Origin of the sequence: Catenibacterium sp. UBA627 (genome assembly GCF_002299355.1) — a bacterium.
Taxonomy (GTDB): domain Bacteria; phylum Bacillota_I; class Bacilli_A; order Erysipelotrichales; family Coprobacillaceae; genus Catenibacterium; species Catenibacterium mitsuoka.
The window spans coordinates 1-6,278 of the sequence record NZ_DBPF01000080.1; the positions used below are offsets into that span (position 1 = coordinate 1).

5 protein-coding genes are annotated in these 6,278 nt (G+C 35.9%); all 5 read right to left on the minus strand.

From position 1 onward, the window contains the following. The coding region (locus B2S90_RS05215; RefSeq protein WP_286696644.1) for a pectinesterase family protein at positions 1-3,212 on the minus strand (3,212 nt) is incomplete at its 3' end. Continuing rightward, positions 3,209-3,499 carry a hypothetical protein gene (locus B2S90_RS05220; RefSeq protein ID WP_286696645.1) on the minus strand — a complete coding sequence of 97 codons (291 nt, stop codon included), beginning with the start codon at positions 3,497-3,499 and terminating at the stop codon, positions 3,209-3,211. The genes B2S90_RS05220 and B2S90_RS05215, both read right to left, overlap by 4 nt. Before the next feature lie 426 nt (positions 3,500-3,925). After that, a complete protein-coding gene (locus B2S90_RS05225; protein WP_278598051.1) occupies positions 3,926-4,432 on the minus strand; it encodes a GNAT family N-acetyltransferase in 507 nt (168 codons plus the stop codon). Positions 4,433-4,475: 43 nt separating this feature from the next. Continuing rightward, complete coding sequence (locus B2S90_RS05230) at positions 4,476-5,939, minus strand: WD40/YVTN/BNR-like repeat-containing protein (RefSeq protein WP_278598050.1); 1,464 nt, start codon at positions 5,937-5,939, stop codon at positions 4,476-4,478. 73 nt (positions 5,940-6,012) lie between these two features. Next, positions 6,013-6,278 (minus strand): DUF3784 domain-containing protein (locus B2S90_RS05235; protein ID WP_286696646.1); only part of this gene is annotated, 266 nt, incomplete at its 5' end.

The following is a 6,278-nucleotide window of genomic DNA, read 5'->3' on the forward strand; positions in this document are numbered from 1 at the left end:
CCATTTTCTACATAATACCAAGTGTTATAGTATTTAGTTAGATTAGTGAAATTCCAATCTAGCTGTCCATTCACAACCATATACCATGTACCATAATACTTTGTTAGACCTGTATAATCCCAATTGATTCTACCATGGTCTACATAATACCAAGTACCACAATGTTGTGTTAAACCTGTATAATTCCAATCAAGAACACCATTCTTTACATAGTACCAAGTACCAAAGTAATAAGTAACATCATTGAATTTCCAGTCTAACTGTCCATTCACTACCATATACCATGTACTATAGTACTTTGTTAGACCCGTATAGTTCCAATTAAGAATACCATTCTCAACATAGTACCATCTACCTTCATACTGAACTAAACCAGTATAATCAGTCTTTAATTTACCTTTTTCTAATAAGAACCATGTTCCATCAACATATGTTAAACCATTCTTATTCGTATCAAGAGAGCCTTTACGAATGTAGTATAAAACACCATCTGTTTTACATGCACCTGTATAGTTCCAGTTAATCTGACCTTTTTCAACATAGAAGTAGCCACCACAATGTTCTACTACACCTGTATAAGTCCAGTCAATTGTACCATTCTCTACAAAGTACCATCCACCACAATGATAAATAACATCCCTTGTTTCTTCGTTCAAGCGACCTTTATCAATATAATACCAAGTACCATCAATATAGACTACATCAGTTAGCTTTGTATCTACAGTCCCATTCTGTACATAATACTTTTCACCTTCATACTCAGCGAGTCCTTTAAATTCTTTGTTTACTTCTCCATCTGAATAATAGACAAAATGGTTATTTTCATACATAAGTCCTGACTTTGGTGTAACTGTTGGATCATCTTTATCTCCTGGTTTTACTGCATTACCATAATGAACAGGTTTCCAACCATTAAGTACTGTTTTAATTGCACTATTAGCGTCTGTATCAATATAATCAGCTACAGCTTCTGCAGTCTGATTGGCAGCCAAGCAGAATTTACCATTTGTAACAAATGGTGTTTCACCTGATAAGTTACCATATTCTTTAAATACTGCTGTTTGACCATCTCCAGCACTCATTTCTCTCCATCCTTCAGCATTAATGAGGCCATTAGTCTGAGTCTGGATAAATGTACTATTTGAAGAAGCGCCCCATGTTCTACCATAGTATCCTACAACACCTGTGCCAACACCATCTGTTGTAACATTACAATTTCTAAATACATATGGGCTTGTCTTAGCGGCTGTAATATAACCAACTTTTGCATTGTTAGAAGCATCATCCTTATATGTCTTCCACTGCAATTCACAATTATCAAATACTGCTGAGAATTCACCACAGATATAGTCAACATTACCGCCAATCACACAATTATTAAAATATGTATGATAATTGCAGTTTTTTGAACCATTTCTACCTAATGTATCCTGTGATGAAAGAATCTTACAGTTATAGCATTCAATATTATCTGCATCAATATAGAATGCGTTAGATCTTTCTTTATAAGCATACTTTGTTACATCAGCATTTGGTGCCAGTCTATTCACTGAAAGTGTAGAACCTGCAATATCAGTCTTTTCTGCTTCTGTAAGTTCATAGTTGTATGTATTCTTGAATGTTGTATCTTCAGCAATGAAGTTATTACCCTTTACAATAAATACACCACCCCAAAGATTAGCATTTGCTTCAGCATATGAATACTTGTCTCTTGCCAGTACTTCATTATAAAGTCCTGTTGCAGGATCAACTGAATAATATAATGTACCAACACCATAATACCATGAAACAGTATGACCATTACCTTTAAGTGTTACGTATGGTGCATTCATAACTGTCTGTTCAGATAAATCAGAAGTAAGATTAATTGTAACTCTTCCCGCTTCTCCTTCTGGTCTATTCTGCATATGTAAAATAGCTTCTGATGCTTCGTTTAATGAATCATAATCTCCAGGAACGCTGATTTCACTCTTGAACGGAATAGCTTCAGCTTCTTTTTCTGGAAGTTCAACATAAACTTCGTTTACTGTTGTACCTTCTGCCTTAACAGAAACTCTATCAGATGTCACACCACCATTAGTTGTTTCAACCTGTGTTTTATATTCACCTGGTTTTAATAAACATGTATATGTGTTACCTGTGATCGTAGCTGTATACTTTAAACCATTAAACATATTTTCAAATGTTAATTCTTTAACAGTACCTGCAGGTGTACCTGTAATAGTACCTTTGACAGTTGCATCTGGTACATCATAAAGAGATACAACTAGTGTATTAGCTGTTGCTGTAAATGTATAACTGTCACCAACAAGTGCTTTTACACTCGTATCATTTGTTGATAGTCTATATGTATGTCCTTCAAGAAGGTTTACATTAGCACCATCGACTAACTTAACTGAACGATTGCTTAGTTCAGTATCTACTGCTTTAATTTCAAAAGAATCATATAAGTTAGCATTTACATTGTTGAACTTAACTGGCACACTGACAGTCTTATCTACAACATACTTATAACCTGCATAGAATAAGTTATCAGTTGCACTTGTAGTAGACATAACATATGTATGTCCTGGAGCGACTGCAAATGAATATGAAGTAACTCCCTTTTCAGTTAATGTAGAGCCTACCTTAGAACCATCTTCTGAATTAAAATCATATACTCTTAAAGATGATACAGAATTAAAATAAACTGTCATCATACCCTTAGCAGCTGGAGTAAACTTAGTTAATGTTCCATCTCCTGCTTGAGGAATAGTTGACATGTTATCGCTACTTGCATGTCTCTTACCTGCTGTATAGCTGTTATATTCCTTGCCATTCACTTTAACTGTTTTACCAGTTTTTGCAGTATACTGTGTACTACCTTGTCCTACTAAAGTTAGAACACTGTCACCATATTTATAATCACCTGTTGCAACAACACCTTTCTTAGCGATGTTATCAAGCATCATAGTGAAGTTTTCTGCCTTGCCTTCTTTCGCATAGTTAGAAACTGTCACTGAATGAAGATATGCTTCAGCATTTGCAGAACATGTGATAGTAAGTGTAGTGGCATCTCCGCTATAAGATACCTTTTCACCTGCGCCATCCTGTGTACCCTTGCCAGATGTAGAACCGATTTCTTTACCCGCTTCATCTGTCACTGTAAATGCTGTCGCATTACCATAACCACAAAGACCTAATTGGATATCCGCATTTCCAGCAACTTTCACTTTGATTTTATCTCCGTTATATAATGCTGCACCATGCTGCCATCATGCCAGTACGCTTTGTCAGTATCTGACACTACCTTGAATATACCATCATCAGACGTATATCCATTGAGCTTTGTTACACCCGAAAGTGTAGTAAAGTTCAAGGTATAGCTATGCCCTGCTTCGGGCACATTTGCTGCTTCTACGTTAGTTCTTACACCCGGTGCAAACTGAAGTAATCCTACTGTAAGCACTGTAGTAAGTAAAAACGCAAGAAACTTTTTTACTTTTTGGCTTGTTCCCATTTCTTTCCTCCCTTGTAAAAATTTAGATAGTGCAAAATCTCAATAGCGCATTCATACACTACCCCTTTTATATAAACAGTAAAATATATACTGGTTATACCATTCCCCAATATTTGTCTCGTAAATTCTAAGGTCAATATAATTTTTACCTAGGTGAACTAATAGTACAAATAAAAACGTGTGCACCTATAGTCATTAATTCCCAATTCACCATTAATAAAAATATTCAACTGCCTTAAAATAATACTGTACCATGCACACTGTACTTGCTATTCATAATATTCCTTATTCACAAATTCTTGCAATTATATTTTCTAAAAAGACATTAATATGCACTAAATTTCATAATAGAAGGAAAAAAATCTCAAAGAAAAGAACGTATAGTCTCTATACGTTCCTTCAACAGACTGTAATTTGTAACACCTATTAGAGTTTTATTTCATAGCCAAACTCATGCAGTACAAATCCATCATCAAATGCTTCATCATATACACCGTCAGCTTTTAAAAATCCGTTTTTTTCATATAGTTGAGTAGCTGGTATATTTACATCTACTACAAAAAGTCTTAGGTATTCAGCACCAAAAGTTTTAGCCACTTCCTTTGCTTTATCAAGCATTAGACCACCTATCCCTTTTTTCAAATATTTAACATTGACACCTAATCGATCAATGTAAAAAGCTTCTGCGTGATTTTCTTTCCATTTAACTGCATTTTCTCCTGTGTTTGTTTTACACAAAACAAAAGCTGACACTATTTCGCCATTATTAAGTAAAACATAGAGTTGATTATTTTTTATATCTTCTTCAAAAAATTCGCAAGGATAAATGTCATCCCAAATTTGAATATCCTGTTCATCCATGTTTTTAATAATTTGTTTATACACATCTTTTAACTGTAGCAAATCCTGCATACCAGCTAATCTAAAATCCATTTTATCACCCCATCAAATTCAAAGTTACCTAACAGTTACCCCTTCATGAACCTATATAAGTCCATGTCTCGCCATTGTCCTTTGACTCAAACAGAATCGCATCCGATTCTCCGGCTGCACTCAAAACCCGGATTGTGAAGATATCACCTTCTTTTTCAGGCATCTCACAATAAGAATAATCATCCAATGTAAGACCGTATTCTTGTGCGGTCTTTGGAAGCTCTGTTACAGTATCCATCGGGAGCTGCACGGCAGTAAATGTTAGACCACCATCTCTTGTAAGGTAAAGTGTCGAATGTGTCTGGGATGCTCCTGACAAGCCCGCAACACCGAAATTGCCATCATAGAAAATTAGTCCTTCCGCTACGCCTCCATTTCCCTGAAATGGATCTGTGCTAGCTGTTTCCCAGTTGGTTCCACCGTCTGTGGTATGTTCTAATTGATAAAATCTACTTCCAGCTGCTGCATCTACAACAGCTAAGCGCCAACCCTGATTTCCATCTAAAAAGAAGTACATAGAACCATCGGACGAATCTGTTGTCCATGCATCTTCCTTCTTTGCTTCCTCAATCTGTGCGTCTTCCTCTGCTGCACTTATCATATCAGGACTGATATACTCTGGATTACTCATATAGCGCACAGGCATAGTTCCATCCTGTTCCGGCATATGCAAAGACACCTCAAATCCAAGTACTTCTCCTCCACTTTGCAGTTGTGAAAGTACACCTTCTTCTCCATCCACAATGACTAAACCTTCCGCAGTTGAAAAAGATCTTCTTCCATAATACAGAATTTCATACTGCTGCGCTTCATAAAGAGAAGCCCATGCCGCTACACGTTCTTTGTAATCCGCTGTTTTTAAAATTTGAAGCATCGGATTCAACTGCATATCGCTGTTGTAATTCGTATTCGCCTCCCCATCAACCCAGACAGTAATTTTTTCGTTCTTTGCTTTGTCATATGAAATCAGGTAAGTTTTTGTCGTTCCTTTCTCATCTTTTCCGTATAAAAAGGTATCAAGCTTGCTAATTTCTCCATGTTCATCAAATGACAGTGTAAAACTTTTTGTAATATAGAGTTTCTCAGGCAGATCAAGCGCCTTGTCCAAATCTGTAAAAATCCCTTCTACTCCATCCTCGAGGAAATTGGTATGAACAAAATCGATCTCTTTTTTGTGTAGGAACTCATCGATTTCCCAAGAAAGCCTCCCATTATAAGGAATCGCAGCGTAAACAATACGCACACCAAAATACCCAGTAACAAGCAGTACTACTATGATTTCTGCTATAAAGAGTGCATTCTTTTTGCCCTTTATTTCCTTCTCTCGCTTCTTCCTACCTGAACACAACAAGAGAACCGCACAAATTATGCCCCCGACGACTGCAAGAAGCAGTATTGGCAGGTTTCTCCTTACGCCTCCATACTGGCATATCTTCCATGCCTGATATAAAAACAGAAAATAAAATGCAATTCCTATTTTTCCGATAAATGCATGAATTGTTTTCAATTTTATCCTCCTCATATATTTCCTATTTTATCACTCATACAACTTCTAATTTTCCTGTTAGACAAACTGGAATTTACTTTAATAAATATTTTTCAAACGCTTTATGATTATCAAAGTGGACTTCTCTAAAAAACAGAACTAACCAAATAATATAGGTTGGTATAGCTATATATGGGGTTAAAAAGCAAGATAATAATGCTCCTGCCAGCATTATAATAGCCCACATAAAGCACTGATTTCTTATATCACGAGAGATATGAGCTTTATCATACAATGCCTGTTCTTCTTTAGAAAATGAATTAAATCCTGAAACAAATTTTGCTGCTTTTTCCTTAAAAA